This is a genomic window from Sorangium sp. So ce1335 (genome assembly GCF_051521615.1).
GTDB lineage: Bacteria > Myxococcota_A > Polyangia > Polyangiales > Polyangiaceae > Sorangium.
The window spans coordinates 5,449,317-5,472,128 of the sequence record NZ_CP150363.1; the positions used below are offsets into that span (position 1 = coordinate 5,449,317).

Genomic DNA, 22,812 nt, shown 5'->3' on the forward strand with positions numbered 1-22,812 from the left:
GGCCGCCTGACGGCTCCGCGCCGCGGCCGCGAGCCCGCCCCGCGCGGCGGCGAGCCGGCCACTTCGCCCTGGAGACCGCGCCGCGAGGCCACAGGGCGCCCTCCGCTCAGCGAGGGTTACGGGACGCCTGGAGCTGGTGAAGGCTCACCGCCAGGTCGACCTGGCGGCGCAGGTCCGAGGCGATCCACGGCTTCGTGATGATCCGGAACGTCGCGCTCTCCCGGGAGATCTTCTGGATCTGCTCCACGTCCGTGGGCGCGCAGACGAGCACCGGCACGTAGCTCAGCCCCTGCCGGCGCAGCTCGCGCAGCAGCGCGAGCCCGCTGAAGTGGGGCATCCGGTAGTCCGCGACGACCACGGAGGGCGGCTCCTTCACCGCCGCCGCGAGCGCGCGGCGCGGATCGCCGAAGGTGCGGACCTGGTAGCCGGAGCGGAGCGCCCGCTCCATGAGGTCCAGGTTGCTCTCCTCGTCGTCGACGGCGTAGAGGAGCGTCCCTTGGCCCCGACCACTCGAAGGTGGCGGCATGCTGCCGGAATGCGGGGCATTGCCCATCGAGCGCGAGGGTATCAGACCTCGTTGCCCCGCACCACGCGCTCAAGCCGAAGTGATCCCTGTTGTCTGAATCACGGCCAGCGCAGCAGGACCAAGCGAGCCACCACGCGGCACGGCAGCGCAGGGAGCCCCGGTCGGCTCCGACGTCGTCGCCGCTCCGACAACCCGGGACGCCGCGAGCGATCAACCTGGGCAGGTCGCGGCGTTCGCGGTCCACTCCGGCGGCGTTCGGCGGTAAGAGATCGGGGAGATGTCCGCTCGCGATGGATTGCTCGAGGTCGGCGCGCTCGTGGACGGCCGGTACCAGGTGCTCGGCCACCTCGGCAGCGGCGGTCATAGCGTCGTCTACGAGGCGCGCCAGATCGTGACCACCCAGCGCGTGGCGCTCAAGCTGCTGCGGCCCGAGGCGCTGCGGCGCTCGCGCGAGGCGGGCTCCCAGGAGGCGCGCTTCGAGCGGGAGATGCAGGTCATCGCCCAGCTCAGCCACCCGAACATCGTGCGGCTGCTCGACGCCGGACGCCTGCCTGGAGGCGAGCTCTACCTCACGCTGGAGTACGTCGACGGCGAGACGCTGAGCGCGCGCTGCCAGCGCACGAGGGGCGTCGAGCCGAACGAGGCGAAGCGGCTGATGCTCCAGGTGCTCGACGCCATCGGCTTCGCCCACGAGCGCGGCGTCGTGCACCGCGACCTCAAGCCCCACAACATCATGGTGGCCGGATCCGGCAAGCGGACGCACGCCAAGGTGCTCGACTTCGGCATCGCCGCGCTGATCGGCGAGGCGCGCTCCGCCGACTACCGCGCGCTCACGCCCACCGGGGAGTTCAACGGGACGCCGGCCTACATGGCCCCGGAGCAGCTCGTGCAGTCCACGCCGACGACAGCGGCGGACATCTACGCATGGGGGCTCACCTTCCTCGAGTGCCTGATCGGCGCGCCCGTCATGCACGAGGCGACCGTCGCCGAGGTCATCTTCCGCCAGCTCAGCCCCGAGCCGGTGCCGATACCCCGCGCCCTCCGCGGCCATCCCCTCGGCGCGCTCCTCGAGCAGGCGACCGCCAAGTCGCCGGCGCACCGCTTCCGGTCCGCCCGCGAGGCGTGCGAGCTGCTGGAGGCGTGCGACGTGAGCACGATCCCGTGGCCGCTCCCCCGCGATCCGGGCCACGTCGGCGCCCCAGGGGAGCGCGGCGGCGCGCTGGAGCAGCGGGCCGTCGTGACGCGGCCGGCGGAGCCGGTCGAGGCGAACGTGGAGACGCAGCTCGTCGACTCCGAGGACTTCGGCGCGCCGCCGGGATCGGCGCTGCGGTCCTCCGAGCAGCAGCGGCAGGACGCCCGGCTCGGCGCAGCGCCGACGCTCGCGATGGCGGGCCGCAGCATAGCGCCCTCCGAGCCGCCGAGGCCGATCCGCAACGCGTCGATCCATCCGCCGCGCCACCCTGGCACCGCCGACGGGCCGCTGACGCCGGTGGCCGCGCGGCTCACGTCGCGCCCGAGCGTCCCGCCGGGCACGCGCCAGGCGCCCGCGACCGCCCGCGGCGAGCGCCGCCAGCTCACCGTGCTCGTCTGCGGGCTCGCCAGCGCCGAGCGCATCGCGGACACGGTCGACAGCGAGGCGTTCCACGAGCTCGTCCAGATGTACCAGGCCGCGTGCGCCCAGGTGATCGGGGCGCAGGAGGGGGTGTTCCTCCGCTCGCCCGGCGAGGAGACGATCGCCTACTTCGGCCACCCCGTGGCGCGGGAGGACGACGCCCTGCGCGCCGTGCAGGCGGCGCTCGATCTGGTCGAGCACATGTCTCGCCTCAACACGCGCGATCTCGTCTCGCTGCCCCTGTCCGTGCAGGTCGGCGTGCACACCGGGATCGTCGTCGTCGCGGACAGCGACGCCGTGCCCTCGCTCGCGGGCCCGACGCTGAACGCCGCGACGCAGCTCAAGGCGCACGCCGAGCCGGGCACGGTGCTCGTCAGCCGCGCCACGCAGACGCTCATCGAGGGCTACTACTACGTCGACGCGCTCGGCGAGATCAGCCCGAAGGGCGCGCGCCAGCCGATCGAGGTGTTCGCCGTGCAGGGGCGCACGACCGCGCGCGACCGGCTGGACGCGAGGATGCACCGCGGGCTCACCCCGCTCGTCGGGCGCGACGACGAGCTCGATCAGCTCGCGGTCCGGTGGATGCGGGCCGCGGGCGGCGCCGGGCAGGTCGTGCTGCTGACGGGCGAGGCCGGCATCGGCAAGTCGCGGAGCGTGCGCGCGTTCCGCGACCGGCTGGCCGGGACGCCGCACCTGTGGCTCGAGGCGCGCAGCTCGCCGCAGCTCCAGAACAGCGCGTTCTACCCGGTGATCGAGCTGCTCAACGCGCTGCTCGCTGGCGACCGCGAGCGCGCCAGCACGCTGAGCGGAAGGGCGGCGTCGAGAGACGGCGGCGCGGCGCCGGAGAAGGGCGAGGACAGGCTCGACCGGCTGGAGGAGCTCCTCGCCGAGGCGGAGGCGGGGCCGCTCGCCGTGCCGCTGCTCGCGTCGCTGCTGTCGATCCCGACCGAGGGGCGCCACCCCGCGCCGGCGCTCACGCCGCAGCGCCAGCGGCAGGAGACGATCGCCTCGCTCCTGCAGCTCTTCCTCGGCCTCGCGGACCGGCAGCCGCTCGTGCTCACGGCCGAGGACCTGCACTGGGCCGACCCGTCGACCCTGGAGCTGCTCGGCCGGCTCATCGACGAGGGGAGGCCGTCGCCGCTCCTGCTGCTCCTGACCGCGCGCCCCACGTTCACGCCGCCGTGGCCGCTGCGATCGCACTTCACGCAGATCCACCTCGCCCCGCTCAGCGCCGAGCGGATGGAGGCGCTCGTCCAGCAGCTCGCGGGCGCCTACGCGACGAGCGGCGCGCAGGCCAAGCAGGCCGTGCCGAAGGAGGTGATCCGGACGCTCGCGGAGCGCAGCGACGGCGTCCCGCTGTTCGCCGAGGAGCTCACGCGCATGGTGCTCGAGTCGGCCGCCGCGAAGGCGGACGCGGGGGAGCCGGCCGGCTCACAGGGCGCCTCGCAGGGGTGGATGGGCGCGCTCGAGATCCCGACCACGCTCCAGCACTCGCTCATGTCGCGCCTCGATCGCCTCGGCCCGGCCAAGGAGGTCGCCCAGCTCGGCGCGGTGTTCGGTCGCTCGTTCGGCTACGAGGCGCTCGAGCTGTGCGCGGGCGGCGCGGGCGCCGAGCCGCTGCTCATGGCGTCGAGCCCCGCGGCGCTCCGCGAGGCGCTCGCGCAGCTCGTCGACGCCGAGCTGCTCTTCCAGCGGGGGCGCCCGCCGCGCGCGACGTACACGTTCAAGCACGCGCTGGTGCAGGACGCGGCCTACCAGTCGCTGCTCCGCAGCACGCGGCAGGTGTACCACGCGCGCATCGCGGCCGTGCTCGCCGAGCGCTTCCCCGAGACGCCGCCGGAGCTGCTCGCGCGGCATTACACCGAGGCCGCGCTGATCGGCCCCGCCGTCGCCGCGTGGCAGCGCGCGGGGGAGGCATCGCTCATCTCCTCCGCGCACGCCGAGGCGATCAGCCAGCTCCGCCGCGGGCTCGAGCTCCTGAAGCAGCTCCCGGACACGAAGGAGCGCGCGCGCGACGAGATCACGCTGCAGACGACGCTCGGCGTCCCGCTGATGATCACGCGCGGCTACGCGGCCCCGGAGGTCGAGGCGACGTACGCGCGCGCGCACGCGCTCTGCCGCGAGGCGGGCTCGTCGCCGCAGCTCTTCCCGGCGCTGTGGGGGCTCTGGATCTTCTTCCACGTCCGCGGCGACTACGCGCTGGCGGAGCAGCACGGCGAGCAGCTCCTCGCGCTCGCCGAGAGCACGGGCGACGCCGGCATCTCGCTGGGAGCCCACCAGGCGCTCGGCGCGACGCGCTTCCTGCGAGGGCGCCTGCACGAGGCGCGCGATCACTTCAACAAGGTGCTCTCTATCTACGACCCCGCGCACCACCTGCCGCTCGCCTTCCTCTTCGGCCACGACGCGGCGGCGTTCTCGCTGTCGCACCTCGCCTGGATCGCGTTCCACCTCGGCGAGCCGGAGCGCGCCAAGGCCTCGGTCGACGAGGCGATCGCCCTGTGCGAGGAGCTGAACCAGCCCGTGAGCCGCGGCTTCGTCGAGCACTTCGCCGCCGTGCTGTGCTGCCTGCTCGGCGACCTCGGCGGCGCGGAGGCGCACGCGCTCGTGCTCAGCAAGCTCGCCGAGGAGGTGGGCATGCCCCACTGGGCGGCGCTGAGCCAGATCGACCTCGGCTGGGCGACGGCGGCGCGCGCCGCGCAGGGGCCCGCCGGCGAGGCGGCGCGCGCGCGCCATGCGGAGGGCGCCGCGCGCATCCGCGGGGGCCTGGACATGCTGGTGAGCATCGGCAGCCGCGTGTCGCTGAGCTACTGGCGCGCGGCGCTCGTCGAGGCGGAGCTCGGCGCGGGCAACGTCGACGAGGCCAGCGCGCTGCTCGCCGACACGCTGGACTTCGTCGAGAAGAGCGACGAGCGCTACTTCGAGCCCGAGCTCTACCGGCTCCAGGGCGAGATCGCCCTCGCGCGCGGCGCGCCGACCGCCGCCGAGGCGCGCGCGCAGGCCGAGGCCGCCTTCCGGAAGGGGCGCGAGATCGCCGAGCAGCAGGGCGCGCTCGGCCTCGCGACGCACATCGCAGAGCGCCGCGGCGCGCGCGCCGACGCGCTGGACGGGCAGGAACGGCGCGCGTAGGCGCGCGGTGGGCGAGACGGCGGCCAGCGCTGCGCCGGCCTAGAGCTCGCCGTGGATGGGCATCGGCACGCGCCAGGCGAGGATCTCGGCGTGCTGGTCGCGGTTGAACGGCCGCTCGAGGAGCCGCGCGCAGCTCTGCCGCGAGCGGAACAGCTCGAGGATGTAGCTCATGCGCTCCTTCAGGGACGCCCAGTCCTCGGCGCCGCAGCCGGTCGTCGTGTGGTCGTGCGCGTCGTACTCGCGCAGGAGCTCGTAGAGCTCGCGATCCTCGATGGTCGCGAGCTCCGGGCAGTGGAGCGGCGACCCGGGCGGCGCCGGCAGATCGCGGCCGAGCTCGAGGATCTCGTCCGGCAGGCGCATGGTCATCATCTCCTTCGTCGCCGCCAGGCGCCAGAGCGCCTGCACCTTGTCGAGCTTGTCCTGGAACATGGACCGCAGCGCCTTGGGCAGGCTCTGCCCGGGCGAGCGGACCGTCTCGATCATGCAGCGGATGGGCGCGTTGAGCGCGCGCGCGATGTACGGCTGGAGCCGCACCTGCTCATGCAGCCCGACGCGCGCGTTGGCGAGGAGGATCAGCTCGGCCCTCTTGTCCCTGTCCTCGGTGAGCATCGCCCGGTGGTAGTGCTCCACCGCGCTGCGGAGCAGCCCCTGCCCGCCCTCCGGCGACGGCCCCGGCAGGAGCCCGTCGAGCAGGGCCTCGAGCTGCGCGTCGCCGGGCCGCGGGCAGGCCCGGTAGAGCTGGATCATGCGGGCGAAGAGCGGCCCGAGCTCCTCGAACACCTTGAGGTTGCCGAGCGCGATGTCGGAGCTCAGCTCGGTCAGGATCCGCTCCGGCACATCCATCAGCCCGAGCCCGTGGCCCCACCACGGGGTGAGCGGATCGATCGCGCTGACGCTCGGCGCGCTGTCCCGATCGAGCCCACCCTGACCGCGCAGCCTCGTGATGCTGAGGCGCGGCAGGAACCCCTCGCCATCGTCCTCGCCCGAGAGGATCAGCCGACGGAGCACCGTGGGCACCTCCTCGTTGCGGATGAACCGCCCCGCGGTCTTCGACGCCCACGTGGCGAAGGAGCACCAGTGGGCGTTGCTCCCGCCGAGCAGCCTCACGAGCTCCGCGGAGAGCTCGTAGTAGCACTGCGTGATGAGCAGGTTGCGCAGCACCGGCTCCTCCAGCGCGACGACCGCGTGCACCTGGTCGAGCAGCGAAGGCAGCTCGGAGACCCCGGACAGCGTCTCGGCGGCAGCCACCCTCGCGGCCCGCGTCGCGCGGTCCACGACGCCGCTTCGCGTCACGAGGGTCGCCGGCTTCGCGCTCTCCACCGGCAAGGCGCGGGAGGTCCGATAGGCGGTCTCCTGGAACGGTGCGGCGTGTTCGCTCGCTGGTGCCGCAGACATCAGCGGCTTTACAGGGGTCGTCATTCTCCCGTGCTATCTCCGATTGATGCCAGAAGTCCATACCTGTTCATAGGTCCACCGTGAGAAACTCTACTGGCATGCGGTGTGCTGAACGCACGAATCCCCTCATATTCCAGCGCGGACGACGCGGTGGACGCGACGGTGGCGGGCTACGGTGAGGGCGGCGGGGTCGCTGCGGGCGACGCGGGTAGCGCGGGCGACGCGGGCGACGCGGGCAGCGCGGGCGACGCGGGCAGCGCGGGCGAGGACGCGGCGGCCGTCGCGAGCCCGCTCGCCGCGCCAGCGCCGGAGCCGCCGCGCGGCCAGGTCGCGACGATCACCCGGTGCTCGCGGCCGAAGGTGCGCGCGACGACGGCGCGCACGTCGGCCGGCTCGACCTCGTCGAGCGCGCGCAGCAGGCGCGGCAGGCTGCCCGGGTCGAGCGCGGCGCGCAGCCGCAGATCGGTGATGGGCCGGGGAGACGCGGTGAACGCGGGAGGCCGGGCGACGGCGGCGCGCCGCGCGAGCTCCTTCTCCAGGTCGATCTTGAGCAGCGCCTTCGCGAGGGAGAGCTCCTTCCAGGTCGGCCCCGAGGTGGCGAGCGACGCGAGCTCGGCGTCGAGGCGCTCCTCCAGCTCGGCGGCGCTGCGCGACGGCGCCGGCGTGAGCTCCACCGCCGCCACGCTCGCCCGCGCCCCGAGCGACAGCCGCCCCGTCACCTCGGACGCGAGCTGCCCCTCGGTCACGAGCGCCTTCGCGAGCCGCGCGACGCGCGGGCCGGTGAGGATCTCCATCGCCACCCGGAGCGACGCCTCGTCCGCGCCCCCCTCCGGCGGCGCGATCCAGCCGTAGAGCAGCCGCGGCGAGGGCACAGCGTCCTCGAGCGCGAGCCGCTCCTCGCGCGGGTGCGGCCCGACCGGGCGCTCCGGCTCCGCGGCGAAGCGCTGGAGCGCGCGCGAGAGCGGCTGCTCGACCGCCGCGCGGGAGACGTCGCCCGAGAGCGCGATCGTCGCCTGGGCCGCGTCGCGCTCGCGCCGGAGCGACTCGGTGAGCAGCAGCTCGCTCGCCGAGCCCGCGTCGCCGCGCGCGCCGATCAAGGTGCCCTCGAGCGGGTGGCCGGCAGGGAACAGCGCCTCGCCGAGCGCGATCCACGACCGGCCGTACGGCGCCCGCTCGAGCGCGCGCCGCGAGGGATCGGCGGCCTGCCTCCTGAGCTCGGCCACGCGCGCCGCGCTCGCCTCGCCGAGCAGCATCCGGAGCCGCGTCGCGACGAGATCGACCCCGACCTCGAGGTCGCGCGGGGGCACCGTGATCGCGACGCGGGCCTCGCTGGCGAGCGCGGGGCCGGCGTCGCCCCCGGACCGCGCCGGCACCGCGACCGCCGCGCTGATCGAGACGAGCGGCGCCGCGGGATCTTCCCGGAGGTCGACCGCGATGCCGCTCGGGAGGCGGAAGCGCTGCACCTGCTCGCGCCCGGCGCCCGCGAGCAGGGCGATCTGCTTCTCGATCTCCGCCTCCCGACCCTTGAGCGCCCCGCGCGCGCCCGGCGCGTCGCCGTCGAAGGGCGACGCCGCGAAGAGGCGGCCGCTGCGGAGGCCGAGCGGGTCGTCCTCGAAGGAAGGGCGGAAGCCCACGCCGCCGCCGATCATCACGACCGGGAGCTTCGCCTCCAGCGCCTCCGGGTTGGCGAGGAGCGGCATCGGCGCGGGCACCTGGCCGGGCGGGGTGAAGAGCGGGAGCCGGTTCCGGCCGAGCGACAGGGGGCGGGGCGGCAGCGACGCGTCGCCGAACGCGAGCGCGCCGTCCGGCGACGGCCCGGCGCCCAGCGCTGCGGGCGCGTTCGCCGGCGCGTCGGCTTCCTCGTCGAGCTCCTCGTGATCGAGGTAGGCGGGGAAGAGCGCCATGGCGCGCGCGATCCGATCGGCGGGGAGCGCGATCAGGTGGTCGGCGCGGCCCGGCGGGGCGCGATCGCGCAGGAGCTCGGGGTTGTGCTCGCGCAGCACGGCCGTCGAGATGCCCGCGGCGCGCGCGATGGTGCGCAGCCGCGTCCCCGGCGGCACCGCGACCTCGCCGAGGTCGAGCGGCGCGAGCGGCGCGACGTCGGGCAGGTCCAGCCCGAAGCGCGCGCGGTTCGCCGCGACGATCGCGAACGCCACGATCTGCGGCACGTAGTCCGCTGTCTCCCTGGGGATGGCGCCGGCCTGCGCGAGCTCGGCGAGCCCGATCGGCCCGCGCGCCTCGGGGTCGCGCGTCGCCGCCACCTTCGACAGCGCCCGGAGGACGCCCTCGTGGCCGAGGTTGTACGCCGCGAGCGCCAGATCCCAGCGGCCGAAGCGCTCGTACAGATCGCGCAGGTGCGCGGTCGCGGCGTGCGTGGCGCGCGCGAGGCTCATGCGCGCGTCGATCCACTCGGACTGCTCCAGGCCGTACGCCTCGCCCGTCCTCGGCATGAACTGCCAGAGCCCCGCCGCGCCGGCCGGCGAGACGGCCCGCGGATCGAAGCCGCTCTCCACCGCAGCGACCCAGAGCAGATCCTCCGGCAGGCCCGCCTCGCGGAGCGAGCGCTCGATGATCTCGCGGTACGCGCCGGCGCGCCGGAAGCGGCGCTGGAAGACGGCGCGGCCCTCGTCGGACTGGGCGAAGAAGCGGACGAACCGCATCGTGCGCCGCGTGAGCGGGACGTCGAGGTCCGGCATCGCCAGCGCGGCGAGCGCCATGCCTTCGGGGTCCTCGAGATCCTCGTCGGTCGCAGGCTGGAACTCGCGCACGAGGAGCGCCGTGAGCGCCGGCGGCGCGTCGCCGACGGGCGGCGGGCACGCGCCCACCGCGGGGGCCTCCGCCGGCGCGCGATCGAGCAGGCTGGGATCGCGGAAGGCGCGGTACGCCGCGGAGAACGAGGCGCGCACCGAGGGCGCCTGGCCGACGGCCGCGCCGGAGCCGCAGATCAGCGCGCCGAGCCCGGTCCACAGAGCGGCTCGCCGTGCCCAGCTCATCGGCGCCGATCTTGCGCCGAAACCGTCCGCCCGCGCTACGGCAAAGCGCGGAGACAGCGGCCGTGATGTGCGCTGCTCGACGCCGCGCGGCCCCCTGCCCCGCCCTCGTCGCCTGTCGCCGCGCCCCCGGGTCGCCCTTCCCTGCCCATCACCCCGCCCCCGGCGTCCGCGGGGTCAGCCGCAGCGCCGCGGTTCCGCCCCGCGGCGCGCGAAGCTGCCAAGATCGCAAAAATACAGAGGATTTTCCCGTTCTGGCGCCGCTGCGTCGCGGCGCCCTTGCGTCGAGATCTCTCCGGATCCCCGGCGCGGCTCCGGACACCGGGCACTAGCCGTCTGCGTCCGGGCGAGCTAGCAAGCGTCGGCGATGCGGTCGTCTCAGGCAGCCCCCCCTCCCGAGAAGAGCTCCCGGCTGGGCGAGGTGCTCGACTTCATGAAGCTGCTGTGGGCCGTCGATCACGGCCTGCAGTCCACGTCGAAGCGCATGGAGGCGAAGATGGGCGTGACGGGCCCGCAGCGGCTCGTCATCCGCATCGTCGGGCGCTACCCCGGGATCTCCGCCGGACAGCTCGCCGACATCATGCAGCTCCACCCGAGCACCCTCACCGGCGTGCTCAAGCGGCTGCAGGAGCGCGGCATCATCGAGCGACGGGTCGATCCGAACGACGGGCGCCGCGCGCTGCTGGGCCTCACGCCGCGCGGGCGCGAGCTCGACAGCCTCCGCACCGGGACGGTGGAGGCGGCCGTGCGACAGGCGCTCAAGGCGATGCCGCGGCGCAAGCTCGAGGCCGCGCAGGATGTGCTCGCGGCCGTCGCCGAGGCGCTGCAGCCGCAGCAGGACGACGAGTAACGGCGTCGGAACGGCGCGCGCCGCGCGCGTTCCAGTCAGGGCAGCGCCGATGCGCGAGCGCCCGGAGGGCCGCGCGAGGAGCGCGGCGCCCTCGACCCGCGCGCGCTGCGCGAAGCGGGCTTCGCGCCCGGAAGCGCCGCGCCATCGACGACCGGCGCGCGGCGTCGCCGCGACCGGCTGACCCTGCGGACATCGAACGGAGGAGCAGCGGTCGTCCTGCACGGCGACCCGCTTCCCGCCGTCCCGGTGGCGGAGGGAGTCGCCGCGCCGGACCCGAGGCCCCGAGGCCTGGGGCGCGGCCTCTGCCCGGCGCACGCCGCGCCGAGGGCCTCTCATCACCACGCAATCACCACGCAACGGGGGAACCATGAGGTACTGGATTGTTGGCGCGACCGGCGCGGCGCTCATCGCCGCCACGTGGGGCTGCCGCTCCGGCGAGCCGGTCGGCGAAGCAGCGGCCGGCGGCGACGCGACCGGCGGAACGGCGGCCGGCGGCGGCGGCGCGACCGGCGGAACGGCGACCGGCGGCGGGGGCACCGAGAGCCATGCCGCCGCCTGCACGCTAGCGGACCAGGGCCTGGAGGTGAGCAGCGGCGACGCGGCCACGCCGTCGATCGCCTGGACCGGGGCGGGCTTCGCCGTGGCCTGGCAGCAGCGCGGGGCGGACGAGGGCGACGTCCACCTGGCCGTGCTCGACGCGGACGGGAACAGGCTGCGGGATGCCGTGATCGAGGGGGGGCCGGGCATCTCCAGCCACCCGAGCGTCCAGCGCGACGGGCAAGGGCTGCTCATCCTCTGGCAGGACAAGGACGGGACGGGGAGCGTCGTGCGCGGCCGCCGGGCCACGCTGGAGGGCGCGGTCCAGGGGGCCGCCTTCGAGCTGGCCAGGAGCGGCGCGGCCGAGTCGTGGCCCATCGCCGCCGCCAGCCGGGACGGGGTGCTCGTGGCGTGGATGGATGCGGGCGGGGCGCAGCTCGGCGCGATCGACGGCGGCGCGCTCGGGAGCGCGACGCCGCTGGATCGGGCGCAGTTCCCGGCCGTGGCGACCGACGGCGAGAGGACCGCGCTGGCGTGGACCCAGGGCGACACGATCCTCTTCGCCAGGCCGGGCCAGGGGAACACGGCGCTCGATCCGATCGCGCACCAGGGCGTCGCCGCGAAGCTGACGCGCGTCGCGCTCGGCGGCGACGACGCGTTCCTCGTGTGGGAGGACACCCGCGGCGGCGCGGAGCAGATCCGCGCCGTCCGGATCTCCGCGCAGGACGAGGTGTCCAGCGAGGTCGTCGTCTCGCGGGGCGAAGGCAGCGCGAACTGGCCGGCGCTCGCGTGGACCGGGCAGCGCCTCGCCGTCGCGTACTACCAGTTCCGCGACCGGTACCCGGCCGTCTTCGTGACGCTCCTGAGCCCGGATCTCACGCCCACGGGCGTCGAGCTCACGGTGAGCGGCGACGGGCCCGCGAGGTTCCCGGCGCTGGCCTGGACAGGACAGGATCTCGGCGTCGCCTACGCGGAGAAGGAGCGAGGCATCCGCCTCTCTCGCATCCGCTGCCGGTAGCCCCCGGCGCAGCCCGACCGCCCGCGGCGGCACGGCCTTTCCCGCGGCGGCCCCGGCTCGAACCCTGCAATCGCCCTCGCCGTGGTCGTCCTCCCCTGCGCCCTTGCGATCCTAATCTGCACAGCCGTGCTCGGCGCCTACGCCGTGCGCGTCGCGCGCCACGGCCGACCGACGATGCCTCGGCTCGGCGCCTCTCCAGGGAGCGCGCTGCTCCCCGGCCCGGTCGTCGAGGCCTTCTACTGGTCGTTCCACGCTCCCGCCCGCGCGCTCGTGCGCCTCGGCGTCTCGCCGGACGCCCTCACCTACCTCTCGCTCGCGCTGTCGATCGCCTGCGCCCCGCTGCTCGCGACGGGCCGCTTCCGGGCCGGCGCCGCGCTGCTCGTGTCGAGCGCCATCCTCGACGCGCTCGACGGCATGGTGGCGCGCGGGGGCGGCAGGGCGTCGCGCGCCGGCGCGGTGCTCGACTCGTGCCTCGACCGCCTGTCCGACGCGGCCCCGCTCATCGGCCTCGCCGTCTTCTACCGCGCGCACCCCGCCGCGCTCGCAATCCCGCTCGTCGCCATGGTCGCCTCGTCGCTCGTGAGCTACGCGCGCGCCAAGGCCGACGCCTACCAGATCGCGCTGCCGAACGGGCTGATGCGCCGGCACGAGCGCCTCGCCTACGTCGTCGCGGCGCTCGTCTTCGGCCCGGCCGTCCCCACCGCGCGGCTCACCGGCGCGCTCCCCTACCCCATCACGCTCGCGGGCCTCGCCCTCGTCGCTGGCGTCGGGCTCGTCGCCGGCGTGCGCCTCGTGCAGCGGACGCGCGCGCTCCTCGCGGCGGCCGACGCGGCGGAGCTCCCTGGAACGAGGGCGCCCGCGCGCGAGCCCGGGGCCGCGCGCGGGCGGCGGTTCGGGAGCGGCAAGGCGACGAGCGCGCCGCTGTGATCCTGATCCGGCACGCGCGCGCCCTCTGGGGTCGCCTGTGGTGGCTCCCGGCGCTGCCGTGGCTCGCGTACGCCGCGCTCCTCACGAGGCGCGGCGCCGCGCGCTGGGACCACCTCGCGGTGGCCGCCCTCGTCGCGACGAGCGTGTACGCGAGCCAGCGCTCGCGGCGGTTCTTCCTGAACGCGCTGCCGTTCCTGCTCCTGTTCCTCGCGTACGACGCCACGAAGCAGCTCGGCGGCGCGCCCGCCGCGCCGGGCGACGTCCTCGGCTGCGAGCTGCGCGCGGCGGAGCTCGCGCTCTTCGGCGTGGAGATGGGCGGCCGGCGGCTCACCCCCGGCGAGCTGCTCGCCGGGCTGGAGCGCCCCGCGCTCGATCTGCTCTGCGCCATCCCCTACGGCGCCTACGTGCCCGTGATGCTGGCGCACTGGATCCACGTCTACCGGAGCGACGCCGTCGCGGCGCGCCGGTTCGCCTGGCTCGCGTTCACGACGCACCTCCTCGGCCTCATCACCTACCGCCTGCTGCCCGCCGCGCCGCCCTGGTACGTGCAGGCCCACGGGTGCGCGATCGATCCGGCCGCCCAGAGCTCCCCCGCCGCGCTGCTGCGCGTCGACGCGATGCTCGGGATCACGTACTTCCGCGACCTGTACAGCCGCGGCGCGACCGTCTACGGCGCGCTGCCGTCGCTCCACGTGACGTACCCGCTCTACGGGCTGCTCGCGACGCGCCGCGCGGCGAGCGCGCCGTCCCTGGCCGTCCAGCTCGCCTACGCGGCGCTCATGCTGTTCGCGGCGATCTACCTGAACCACCACTGGGTGATCGACGCGCTGCTCGGCTACGCCTACGTCGCGCTCGCGTGGGCGCTCGTGCTGCGCGCCTGCCCCGGCAACGGCGGCCCGGATCAGGCGGGCGGCGACTTGGCGCCGCTCGCCGAGGCGTCGGGCTCCCAGAGGATCTCCGGCGTCCCGAGGAGCGCGGCCGCCCAGCGGCTCCACACGAAGAGCGCGTCGCTCAGGCGGTTCAGGTAACCGACCGCCAGCGGATCGGCGTGGCCCGCCTGCGCGAGGCGCACGCAGCAGCGCTCGGCCCGGCGGCACACCGTCCGCGCCACGTGCAGATCCGTGTTGAGCCGCGAGCCGCCGGGGAGCACGAACGACCGCAGCGGCGCGAGATCGGCCTGGCAGCGGTCCATCTCGGCCTCGAGGAGCGCGATCTCCGCCTGCGTCACGCGGGGCTGCTTCGGGTGGACGTCCTCGGGGAGCGTCGCGAGGATCGAGCCGAGGTTGAAGAGCTCGTGCTGGACGCGCAGCAGCGTGCGCCCGAGCTCGCCGAGCCGCTCGGCGCTGCCGGCGGGCGCGCCCGGCAGGAGCTCGAGCAACGTCTGCCGCGCGGCCCCGACGAGCGCGTTGAGCTCGTCGACCGTGCCGTACGTCTCGATCCGCGCGTCGTCCTTCGGGACCTGCTGCCCGCCGACGAGCCGGGTCAGCCCGCCGTCCCCTTGCCGCGTGTAGACGCGGCTGATCGTGATCTTCGGCGCGCTGAACACGCGCTCGCCCTCGGCCTCTGCCCGGGGGGCGCCCGTCCCGCGCGTAGCGTCGTTGCTCACGGGGATTTCACGTAGAGCGTGAGGGCAGCAGGGTCAAGCAACCCTCCGTGGGGACGGCATTGGCGATCTTCCGGGTACGATGGAAGAGTCCTGTCCCTATGCCTCCGCGTTCACCGGCGCCGCTGCTCCGTCGTCCCATCTCCATCGTCCTCGCCGCGCTCGCGGCCGCGGCCGGCTGCGCCGCCGAGACCGGCGCGCGGCCGGAGCCGCGCCCCGCCGTCACGGCGGAGATGGCGCGCATCGCCGAGAGCCGGCGACGCATCGACGACGCGGGCCGCGCGCTGTCCGACAGGCGCTACGCCGATGCGCGCGCGCTGCTCGACGGCGCGAGCGGCCTCGGCGTCGACTCGCACCGGTACGAGATCGGCGAGCTGCGCGAGAAGGTCGACCGGCGCGAGGCGAAGCAGTGGGCCGCCGAGGCCGACGCGCTGCTCGAGCAGCGGGACTGCGAGGGCGCGTTCGCCACGCTGTCGGCGCGGATGGATGAGCTGAAGAGCGAGGCGTTCACGCAGGAGGTCCGGAAGCTCGTGGCGACCCAGGCCGTCGCGTGCGCGGACGGGAAGGTCGACGCGGCGACCACCGCCGGCAAGTTCGCGGAGGCGCGCGCGTTCCTCGCGGCGGCGCCGACGAGGAACGCCCTCGGCGACGCGAGCGCGGAGCGGCTCACCGCGGAGCTCGACGCCACGATCGCCGAGGCGCTCTACGCGCAGGTCGAGCCGGACGTCGAGGCCGGGCGCTGGGCTGACGCGGTCGGGAAGCTCGACGCCGCCGTCAAGCGGGGGGACGCCTCCGAGGAGCAGGGGCGCGCGCTGCTCGGGCGCGTCCGCGCGGCCGCGGCGCCGCGGCTGGCCGAGCTCGCGGGCAAGGCGGTCGGCGCGCAGAACGCGGCGGCCACGCTGGCGCAGCTCGACGAGACCATCGCGCTGCTGCGCTGGGAGGCGCCCGCGCCGGGCGTCGGCGAGCTGCCGGGGAGCAGCGCGCTGCCCGAGGCGCTCGACCGCAAGCGCGACGCGCTCGCCGCGTGGGTCGAGGCGATGCGGGTCCGGATGACGCCCATGAAGAGGCCGGAGAAGCGCTGGACCCACGGCGCTGTCGCGCTCGCGCCCGCCTCGAGCATCGACGGCGAGGCGAAGCGGCGCCTCGCGCCCTCGACGCCCGTGTGGGTCCTCGGCCAGGCGCAGCAGCGCGCCCTCGTGGCCGCGGTCGACCCCGGCACGGGCGTGCTCGCGACGGCGCTCGAGGCCGCGATCGGGTGGGCGCCGCTGCCGCGCCTCGCCGCGCAGCCGACGGTCGACTGGCTGCCGCCGAACGACCAGCTCGAGGGCGAGCGCGTCTGGGGCCCCCTCCGGGAGAAGCAGCCGACGCTCGAGCTCGGCGTCGTGAGCGCGGTCCGGGGCGACGACATCGTCGTCCGGCGGCTCGCGGACGACGTCGAGGTCACGCTGAAGCGCAGGCAGCTCCGCAGCGGGCGCCTGCCCCCGGGCACCCGGGTGCTCGCCCTCTGCAAGTCCGAGAACGAGCCGGCGACCATCGTCGACGCCGTCCCGCCCACCGGCCGGGTGGCCCGCATCCAGTGCGCAGGGGGGGAGCAGAAGGACGAGCCGCTCGCCTCGCTCCGGTCAAGGCCCGACCTCCTCCCCGCCAGCCGCTAGCGTTGCCGGCCGGAAAACCGCGATCCTCCGTCCGTCGTTGACTCGTAGCGCGACGCACCTAAGTCTCCCAGTCTCTTGAGGAGCCACGATGCCTACGACCTATAGCGACCTCATCTCCGACGTCCGCAAGTCCATCCGCGAGCTCTCGCTGAGCGAGCTCAAGCGCCGCCTCGACGAAAAGGTCCCGGTGGTGCTCCTGGATGTGCGCGAGAAGGAGGAGTACCGCGCCGGGTACATCCCGGGCGCGATCTCGATCCCCAGGGGCTTCCTGGAGATGCAAGTGGAGCAGAAGCTGCCGGACAAGTCGGCGCACATCGTGGCCTATTGCGCCGGCGGCACGCGCTCGGCGCTGGCCGCGAAGACGCTCCAGGAGCTCGGCTACACGAACGTGGAGAGCGCCAACCCGGGCTTCGTCCGCTGGAAGGACCTCAACTACCCGGTCGAGATGCCCCCGAGCCTCACCGAGGCGCAGCGCGACAGGTACTCGCGCCACCTGCTCCTGCCCGAGGTCGGCGAGGTCGGCCAGGCCAAGCTGCTCGCCTCCAAGGTCCTCCTCCTCGGCGCCGGCGGCCTCGGCAGCCCGGCGGCCCTGTACCTCGCCGCCGCCGGCGTGGGGACGCTCGGCCTCGTCGACGCCGACGTCGTCGACAACTCGAACCTCCAGCGGCAGGTCCTCCACGCGACCTCGCGCGTGGGCATGCCCAAGGTCGACAGCGCCGAGGTGGCGATCCGCGACCTGAACCCCGACGTGAAGGTCGTGAAGTTCCAGGAGCGCGTCGACAGCTCCAACGTCGACCGCATCTTCGACCAGTTCGACGTCATCGTCGACGGGTGCGACAACTTCCCCACGCGCTACCTCGTGAACGACGCGTCGGTCTTCAAGAAGAAGCCCGTCGTCCACGGATCCATCTTCCGCTTCGAGGGCCAGGTGACGACGTTCATGCCGGGCGTCGGCCCCTGCTACCGCTGCCTGTACCCGGAGCCGCCGCCCCCGCACCTCGCCCCGAGCTGCCAGGAGGCGGGCGTGCTCGGGATCCTCCCGGGGCTCGTCGGCATGATCCAGGCGACCGAGGCGGTGAAGCTGATCCTCGGCAAGGGGGCGCCGCTCATCGGCCGGCTCCTCACCTACGACTCGCTGCGCATGAAGTTCGGCGAGCTCAAGCTGCGCCGCGACAAGAACTGCCCCGCCTGCGGCGAGTCGCCGACGATCACCAGCTACATCGACTACGAAGGCTTCTGCACGCTCGGCTGACCGCCGCCGCGCGCGCCGCTCCCCGGCAGCGCGCGGTCGCCGCGCGACCTCGCCGCGACGAGCGCGGCGCGCCCCCCCTCCCGCCGGCGGCCACGCCGGCCGGGAGGGCGCGCTCGGCGCGCGTCACGACGGGTACTCGATCACCGTGCTCTTCTCGGGCCGCTCGATCTTCTCCACGCGGCTCGTCACGATCTGCCGCTCCAGCCCGTCGGGATCGACCTGCGTGAAGTAGATCGGGGCGCCGACGCGCGCGTTCTGCGGCTCCGGGATCACGACGCCGTTCGGGTTGATCCGGACCGCGCCCTGGAGCTTCAGGTGCAGCGCGAGGTGGGCTGGCCTGAACTTCCGCGCGGCCCTGTCGCGGACGGCGACGCAGATGTCGTCGCGGACGTGATACTCCGTGTTGCGGGTGATGAAGACCCGGTGCCTGCGGCGCTCCGTACCCGTGTAGCTCATGGTCGCTCCTTCGCCCCCTTCGGCGCGGCGTGCATCCTGACGACGCGCGTCGCCCCCTTCGGCGCGGCGCGCATCCTGACGACGCGCGTCGCCCCCTTCGGTGCGGCGCGCATCCTGGCAAGGCGCGCCCCGCACGGCCAAATTCGTGGCGGACGCGCGCGGCGCTGCGTCCCGCACAAAGCGCGTGTCGCCGCAACTTTGTGCGGATCTCCGCGCGGTTTTGGGAAGCGGCGCGCGGCGATGCCACGATCGCGATCGCAATGCCGCGCTGCGAGCGTCTCCCAGGTCCCGGTCTGGCGAAGGTCCAGATCCCGCCGCTCTTTTGCCGGCGGCGCGTCGAGCTCGTGACCTGCTCGACGGGGCGCCTTCACGCGCTGTTCGATCACGCCGACGTGCTGAGCGAAGGGGGCACGCGCAACGAGGAGGGCGCGCTCGTGTACTACGGGTCGACAAGCCTGCTCGTCGCGCTGCCGCTGGACGCGCCGCTCGACCCGACGCTCGACCGTGCGCTCGCGCTCGACCCCCACCTCCGGCTGCGGGCGCTCCGCGTCGCGCAGCGCGAGGCGACCGCGCGCGCCGGCGGCCCGCTCGGCCCGATGCAGGCCGAGATCCGCTGCGCGCTCGCGCAGCGCGCGGCCACGACCTCGTTCGCGCTGACCGTGGACGTCACGGCGCGCGTGCTGCTCACCTCGCCGAAGACGGCGCGCCCCTCGGGCGCATGATCGCCATGCGAAAGATCCACCGAACACCGTGCCCGCTTGACGCGCCTTTCCTCGTGAAGAACGGGAGCCATCCGGCCCTGGGCGAGGTAGGCTCCACACGACGCGCTCTGCCTCCGCCGAACCTCGGCGCGGAGCCGGCGACGCTGCGATGAGCAAGAAGGACCGTTCCGCCTCCGGCGACTCCGACAAGGTGATCCACGTCGTGTTCGGCCCTGGTGGAGGGCGGGTGTCGGAGCCCCCGCCCGCCCCGCGGGCCGGCGAGCCGGACGCGCCGCTGCCCGCGCCGGGCGCGCGCGAGCCGGTCACCGACATGTTCACCGGCACGGAGGTCGCGCGGCTGCTCGGCATCTCGCCCGGGCGACTGCGCTCGCTCGATCGCGCCGGCATCGCGCCGCCGAGCGGCCGCCGGCGCGGCCGGCGCGCGTACACGTTCTCGGATCTCATCGCCCTGCGCGCCGCGCGCGACCTCCTCGCCCGCAAGGTGCGCCTGCGCGACGTCGCGCGGGCGATCGACAACATCCGCTCCGCGCTGCCCAAGGTGACGCGCCCCCTCGCCGAGCTGCGCGTCGCCTTCGACGGCAAGGCGGTCGTTGTCCGGAGCGCGTCGGGCGCGTTCGAGCCGCTCACCGGGCAGATGGTGCTCGACTTCGAGGTGAAGGACCTGCGCGACGACGTGGTGCGCGTGCTCCGCCCGAAGGTGGGCAGGGAGCGCGCGCGCACGGCGTACGAGCTCTACATGCAGGCCAGCCAGCTCGACGAGGACCCGTCGACGATGGACGAGGCCGAGGCGCTCTACCGGCGCGCGCTCGAGATCGATCCGTGGCTGGCGATCGCGTACACGAACCTCGGCAACATCTGCTTCCGCCGCAACGCCGAGGAGCAGGCCGAGGCGCTCTACATGAAGGCGCTCGAGCTCGACGCGCACCAGCCGGAGGCGCAGTACAACCTCGGCTACGTGATGCTCGAGCGCGGCCGCGCGGCCGAGGCCATCCGCTATTTCCGCGGGGCCATCGCGAGCGATCCGCGCTTCGCGGACGCCTATTACAACCTGGCGATGGCGTACGAGCAGGTCGGAGATCCCACGCAGGCGCGCCCGTGCTGGCGCAGGTACCTCGAGCTCGAGCCGACCGGCACGTGGGCCGAGATCGCGCGGCGGCACCTGTGATGCCCCGCGCGCCGCGGGGTTGATCCGGGAGGCCTCTTCTCCGGCATACTGCGCGGGCCATGGACCAGCAGGGCGCGCCGCGCGGCGCGGCGAACCACCCCCCCGGCGGCCCTCCGCCAGGCGGCCCCCCGCCGGGGGGCCACGGCCCTCCGGGCGGCGGCCACGGCGGCCACGGCCCTCCCGGCGGCCACGGCCCTCCGGGCGGCGGCCACGGCGGCCACGGCCCTCCGGGCGGCGGCTACGGCGGCTACGGCCCTCCGGGCGGCCACGGCCCTCCGGGCGGCTACGGCCCTCCGGGCTGGGGCGGTCAGCCTCCGCCGCCGTTCGGCGCCCCGCCGGGACATGGAAGCGTCGCGCCGTTCAGGCCGCCGCCGAGGCGCTCGCACCTCGCGCTCTACCTCGGCATCGGCTGCGGCGCCGTGTTCCTTCTCTGCATCCTTGCAGGCGCGGTGGCCATCTACGTCACCGCGGGCGTCGCGGCCCGCGAGATCGCCGCGCGGCCTGCGCCGCTCCCCCCGGCGTCGACGCTCGACGGGCTCGTCGACGGGCCCGACGCGGGCGCGGACCGGGGCGTGCTCGGCGCCGAGATCCGCGACCTCCGGGGCTTTCCGTCCCGCGCCGGCAAGCTCCACCATGTCGTCGGCGAGATCCACAACACGGGGACGTTGCCCGTCGGCGCCCCCAGCGCGAGGGTGACGCTCTACGACGCCCGCGGCGCCGCCCTCGCGAGCGGCGACTGCGCGACCCAGGTGCGCTTCTTGCCGCCGGGCGAGAAGGTCCCGTGCCTGCTCACGACGCCGAGGCCCGCCGCGCTCGCCACGTTCAAGGCCGAGATCGCCCCCGCGGCCGCGTCCTTCCGTGGCAAGCTCGCGAAGCTCGCCATCGCGGACACGAAGTTCACGCCGACACGCGGGCAGAGCCCTTACCAGGTGTCGGGCAGGATCACGAACGAGTCGAGCTTCACGGCGCGGTCGGTGCTCGCGATCGTGTCGCTCTACGGCGCCGACGGGAAGGTCGTCGGCGTGAGCCAGATCCCCGTGGGAGACGGGGATCTCGCGCCCTCTGCGAGCGGGACGTTCGCGGCGAGCATCGTCGATGTCGCCGACGCGCCCGCGACGTGGCAGGTGTTGGCGGTCGGTTACAGCGAGTGAGCGCGCGAGGCGTCTCTCGGCGCGCGAGAACCCAGGAGAGGTGAACGAGATGAGCGACGTGGGATCGGCCCGGCGGGCCAAGGACGAGCTCAAGGCCAAGATCGGCGGCGAGCCGTGGTGTGTCGGCATCGGGGTCGAGCGGGAGGACGGGGTCGGCTTCATCGTGCGCGTCAGCGTCCGGTCCGGAGGGGCCGACGCGGCGCGCGCGGCGATCCCGGATCGGATCGGCGGCGTGCTGATCAAGGTGATCGAGAACGACCCCTGAGCACGTCTGACCCGCGGTCTCGTATCGCCAGCCCGCGCAAACCGTGTAAGCTGCGCGCCTCGTGAACGAGCGCAATCTCTCCCGCCGACTTTCCACGAGCATCGTTGACGCGCTCAAGGCGCACGGGCACATCCTCGTGGCCAGGGGCGGCGCGACAGCGCTCGCGCGCGAGCTCGAGGAGAAGATGTCCGGCGTCATCGCGGCCATCACCCCCCGGCTCGAGCCGTATGCGATCGTCGAGGGAGAGGTCACGAGCACGTTCGGCAGCGACGAGCTCGACGATCAGGTCGAGGAGCTCGTCGCGAGCCTCACGAGCACGCTGATGGAGTCCGAGCACGTCGAGGACATCTTCACCGAGGACAACGTCATCAAGCGCGACGTCTTCCGGGTGATGCGCGACGCGCTGCTCGGGCCGCGGCCCGAGCTCGCGCTCGAGGACGACGGCCCGGTGCAGGTGCGGCTCGACACGCTCGGGTACGTGGCGTCGACGGTCGGCAAGCGCGCGCCGGCGCAGGTGCTGCGCGAGGTGCTGGCGCGCGCGGCCGAGGCCGCCGGCGGCAAGCTCACGGGCTACGACGCCGAGCTGCGCGAGGCGACGTTCTCGGTCGAGAGCAGCGATCCCGACGCGCGGCTCGAGCTCGAGGAGGCCGTGGCCGACGAGCTCTCGGAGCTCGTCGAGGCGAAGGTCGTGGCGCTGCCGATGATGGAGCGCCGCTTCGAGCTCCAGCGCCGGATCGAGGCCGGGGCGCGCAACGGCCTGCGCCAGCGCATCGACGCGATCGCCTCGAGGATGCTGCGCGAGGGCGGCTGCGCCGCGTCGTGGGAGCTCGTGGGCGACCGGGGCCTCCGGCTGAGGCTCACGCCGCTGTCCGAGCAGGACGCGCTCGAGGTCGACAGCCACATGACGGACTTCACGCGCGAGATCGCCGCCGTGCTCGGCGAGCCGCTGAACGAGCTCGGCGCGGCGAGCAAGCCGTCCGCCGCGCCGCAGCGCGCCGACGCGCCGTCGTCACGGCGCCGCGAGCCCGCGCCGGCGCCGGCGCCGGCGCGTGCGGTGGACGGCGAGGACGACGAGGACGACGAGGACGAGCTCGACGAGGACGACGATCTGGAGGACGAGGACGACGACCTCGACGGCGAGGACGACGACCTGGAGGACGAGCTCGAGGAGGGCGACGACGACCTCGACGACGAGGATGTCGACGAGGACGACGATCTGGAGGACGAGGACGACGACCTCGACGGCGAGGACGACGCGCGCGCCAGGAAGCCCGCGGCGTCCTCGAGGCTCCGCAAGCCGGCCGAGCCGGCGGCAGAGCGGCCCGCGGCGAGCAAGACGAGGGCGGTGGCGGGCCGGGGCGCGAAGAAGGAGCCGGCGAAGAAGGCGGCCGCCGCGCCGAAGAAGACGGCCGCCCCGGCCGAGAAGGCGGCGGCGAAGGCTGTGGCTGCGCCGGCGAAGAAGGCGGCGAAGGCGCCCGCCAAGAGGGCGACCTCGCCGGCTCCGGCGAAGAAGGCGGCGAAGGCGCCCGCCAAGAAGGCGGCGGCGAAGAAGCGCTGACGGC

General features: G+C 74.6%; 16 protein-coding genes and 1 pseudogene. 12 read left to right on the forward strand and 5 right to left on the reverse strand.

The window, feature by feature from the left end; all coding sequences use genetic code 11:
• Nucleotides 1-106 precede the first annotated feature (106 nt).
• On the reverse strand, nucleotides 107-526 hold the full coding sequence (locus tag WMF24_RS20115) for a response regulator (protein WP_437738048.1): 420 nt from the start codon (nucleotides 524-526) through the stop codon (nucleotides 107-109).
• Nucleotides 527-803: 277 nt separating this feature from the next.
• Between WMF24_RS20115 and WMF24_RS20120 the strand changes: the two genes are divergently transcribed.
• Nucleotides 804-5,264 carry a protein kinase domain-containing protein gene (locus tag WMF24_RS20120; RefSeq protein ID WP_437738049.1) on the forward strand — a complete coding sequence of 1,487 codons (4,461 nt, stop codon included), beginning with the start codon at nucleotides 804-806 and terminating at the stop codon, nucleotides 5,262-5,264.
• A gap of 39 nt (nucleotides 5,265-5,303) precedes the next feature.
• Here WMF24_RS20120 and WMF24_RS20125 read toward each other — a convergent pair whose 3' ends face one another.
• Both WMF24_RS20125 and WMF24_RS20130 read right to left on the reverse strand, forming a co-directional pair.
• Nucleotides 5,304-6,584, reverse strand: coding sequence for a hypothetical protein (locus WMF24_RS20125; protein ID WP_437738824.1), 1,281 nt, complete (start codon nucleotides 6,582-6,584; stop codon nucleotides 5,304-5,306).
• Nucleotides 6,585-6,829: 245 nt separating this feature from the next.
• Nucleotides 6,830-9,652: a transglycosylase SLT domain-containing protein gene (locus WMF24_RS20130; RefSeq protein WP_437738050.1), complete on the reverse strand. Its 2,823-nt coding sequence runs from the start codon at nucleotides 9,650-9,652 to the stop codon at nucleotides 6,830-6,832.
• Nucleotides 9,653-10,016: 364 nt separating this feature from the next.
• Between WMF24_RS20130 and WMF24_RS20135 the strand changes: the two genes are divergently transcribed.
• The 4 genes and pseudogenes from WMF24_RS20135 to WMF24_RS20150 all read left to right on the forward strand — a co-directional run.
• Nucleotides 10,017-10,499, forward strand: a complete 483-nt coding sequence (locus WMF24_RS20135) for a MarR family winged helix-turn-helix transcriptional regulator (RefSeq protein ID WP_437738051.1) — start codon at nucleotides 10,017-10,019, stop codon at nucleotides 10,497-10,499.
• A 367-nt stretch (nucleotides 10,500-10,866) separates the two neighbouring features.
• Nucleotides 10,867-12,054, forward strand: coding sequence for a hypothetical protein (locus WMF24_RS20140; RefSeq protein ID WP_437738052.1), 1,188 nt, complete (start codon nucleotides 10,867-10,869; stop codon nucleotides 12,052-12,054).
• 126 nt (nucleotides 12,055-12,180) lie between these two features.
• Nucleotides 12,181-12,981: a CDP-alcohol phosphatidyltransferase family protein gene (locus WMF24_RS20145; protein WP_437738053.1), complete on the forward strand. Its 801-nt coding sequence runs from the start codon at nucleotides 12,181-12,183 to the stop codon at nucleotides 12,979-12,981.
• Between the two features lie 311 nt (nucleotides 12,982-13,292).
• Nucleotides 13,293-13,835 (forward strand): annotated as a pseudogene (locus tag WMF24_RS20150) (phosphatase PAP2 family protein); the annotation flags it as partial.
• A gap of 47 nt (nucleotides 13,836-13,882) precedes the next feature.
• On the opposite strand, the gene WMF24_RS20155 reads toward WMF24_RS20150, so the two are convergent.
• On the reverse strand, nucleotides 13,883-14,587 hold the full coding sequence (locus WMF24_RS20155; RefSeq protein ID WP_437738054.1) for a cob(I)yrinic acid a,c-diamide adenosyltransferase: 705 nt from the start codon (nucleotides 14,585-14,587) through the stop codon (nucleotides 13,883-13,885).
• Between the two features lie 98 nt (nucleotides 14,588-14,685).
• Between WMF24_RS20155 and WMF24_RS20160 the strand changes: the two genes are divergently transcribed.
• On the forward strand, nucleotides 14,686-16,239 hold the full coding sequence (locus tag WMF24_RS20160) for a hypothetical protein (protein WP_437738055.1): 1,554 nt from the start codon (nucleotides 14,686-14,688) through the stop codon (nucleotides 16,237-16,239).
• An 88-nt stretch (nucleotides 16,240-16,327) separates the two neighbouring features.
• The gene (gene moeB / locus WMF24_RS20165) at nucleotides 16,328-17,491 is read left to right on the forward strand and encodes a molybdopterin-synthase adenylyltransferase MoeB (protein ID WP_437738056.1); all 1,164 of its coding nucleotides are present in this window, start codon (nucleotides 16,328-16,330) and stop codon (nucleotides 17,489-17,491) included.
• 123 nt (nucleotides 17,492-17,614) lie between these two features.
• On the opposite strand, the gene WMF24_RS20170 is transcribed toward moeB, so the two are convergent.
• The gene (locus WMF24_RS20170) at nucleotides 17,615-17,947 is read right to left on the reverse strand and encodes a hypothetical protein (RefSeq protein WP_437738057.1); all 333 of its coding nucleotides are present in this window, start codon (nucleotides 17,945-17,947) and stop codon (nucleotides 17,615-17,617) included.
• A gap of 260 nt (nucleotides 17,948-18,207) precedes the next feature.
• Between WMF24_RS20170 and WMF24_RS20175 the strand changes: the two genes are divergently transcribed.
• From WMF24_RS20175 to WMF24_RS20195, 5 genes are all read left to right on the forward strand, one after another.
• Complete coding sequence (locus tag WMF24_RS20175; protein ID WP_437738058.1) at nucleotides 18,208-18,669, forward strand: hypothetical protein; 462 nt, start codon at nucleotides 18,208-18,210, stop codon at nucleotides 18,667-18,669.
• Nucleotides 18,670-18,817: 148 nt separating this feature from the next.
• Nucleotides 18,818-19,834 carry a tetratricopeptide repeat protein gene (locus tag WMF24_RS20180; RefSeq protein WP_437738059.1) on the forward strand — a complete coding sequence of 339 codons (1,017 nt, stop codon included), beginning with the start codon at nucleotides 18,818-18,820 and terminating at the stop codon, nucleotides 19,832-19,834.
• Between the two features lie 59 nt (nucleotides 19,835-19,893).
• Nucleotides 19,894-20,985, forward strand: a complete 1,092-nt coding sequence (locus WMF24_RS20185) for an FxLYD domain-containing protein (protein ID WP_437738060.1) — start codon at nucleotides 19,894-19,896, stop codon at nucleotides 20,983-20,985.
• Nucleotides 20,986-21,034: 49 nt separating this feature from the next.
• Nucleotides 21,035-21,250 (forward strand): hypothetical protein, encoded by a 216-nt coding sequence (locus WMF24_RS20190; protein WP_437738061.1) that lies wholly within the window; start codon nucleotides 21,035-21,037, stop codon nucleotides 21,248-21,250.
• A 61-nt stretch (nucleotides 21,251-21,311) separates the two neighbouring features.
• Nucleotides 21,312-22,808 carry a hypothetical protein gene (locus WMF24_RS20195; RefSeq protein WP_437738062.1) on the forward strand — a complete coding sequence of 499 codons (1,497 nt, stop codon included), beginning with the start codon at nucleotides 21,312-21,314 and terminating at the stop codon, nucleotides 22,806-22,808.
• Nucleotides 22,809-22,812 lie beyond the last annotated feature (4 nt).